Below are 824 nucleotides of genomic sequence, written 5' to 3'. Positions count from 1 at the left end.
GGCCAGTTCCACCAGCTTCAGGCCCTGTTCGGTGACATCGAGCACTGCCAGGTCGGTGATGATGCGGTCGACCACCCCGACGCCGGTCAGCGGCAGGTTGCAATGATCGAGAATCTTGTGCGCGCCGCCCTTGGCGCAGTGCTCCATCAGCACCACCACACGGCGCACCCCGGCCACCAGGTCCATGGCCCCGCCCATGCCCTTGACCATCTTGCCGGGGATCATCCAGTTGGCCAGGTCGCCGTGTTCCGACACCTGCATGGCGCCGAGGATCGACAGGTCGACGTGCCCGCCGCGGATCATCGCGAAGGAGGCGGCGCTGTCGAAGAAGCTGCTGCCGGGCAGGGTGGTGATGGTCTGCTTGCCGGCGTTGATCAGGTCCGGGTCGACCTCGTCCTCGGTGGGGAAGGGGCCGATGCCGAGCAGGCCGTTCTCGCTCTGCAGCCAGACCTCCATGCCCTGGGGGATGTAGTTGGCGACCAGGGTCGGCAGGCCGATGCCGAGGTTGACGTAGAAGCCGTCCTGCAGCTCCCGGGCGGCGCGCTGCGCCATCTGTTCACGAGTCCAGGCCATGGTCAGGCGCTCCGCAGGGTACGTTGTTCGATGCGTTTTTCCGGGGTGGGGTTGAGCACCAGGCGCTGCACGTAGATCCCCGGCAGGTGGATCTGGTCGGGGTCGAGCTCGCCGGTCGGGACGATTTCCTCCACCTCGGCCACGCAGACCCGCCCGGCCATCGCCGCCAGGGGGTTGAAGTTGCGCGCGGTCTTTCTGAACAGCAGGTTGCCGGCCTGGTCCGCCTTCCAGGCCTTGACCAGCGCCAGGTC

At 67.4% G+C, this 824-nt stretch carries 2 protein-coding genes; both read right to left on the bottom strand.

The window, feature by feature from the left end; translation table 11 throughout:
- On the bottom strand, positions 1–573 hold a 573-nt coding region (locus ACYVD0_RS10995; RefSeq protein WP_460426856.1), incomplete at its 3' end, for a CoA transferase subunit B.
- Between the two features lie 2 nt (positions 574–575).
- The coding region (locus ACYVD0_RS10990) for a CoA transferase subunit A (protein ID WP_460426855.1) at positions 576–824 on the bottom strand (249 nt) is incomplete at its 5' end.

Source organism: Azotobacter armeniacus (genome assembly GCF_054779355.1).
This window is presented reverse-complemented; position numbering and strand designations above follow the sequence as displayed.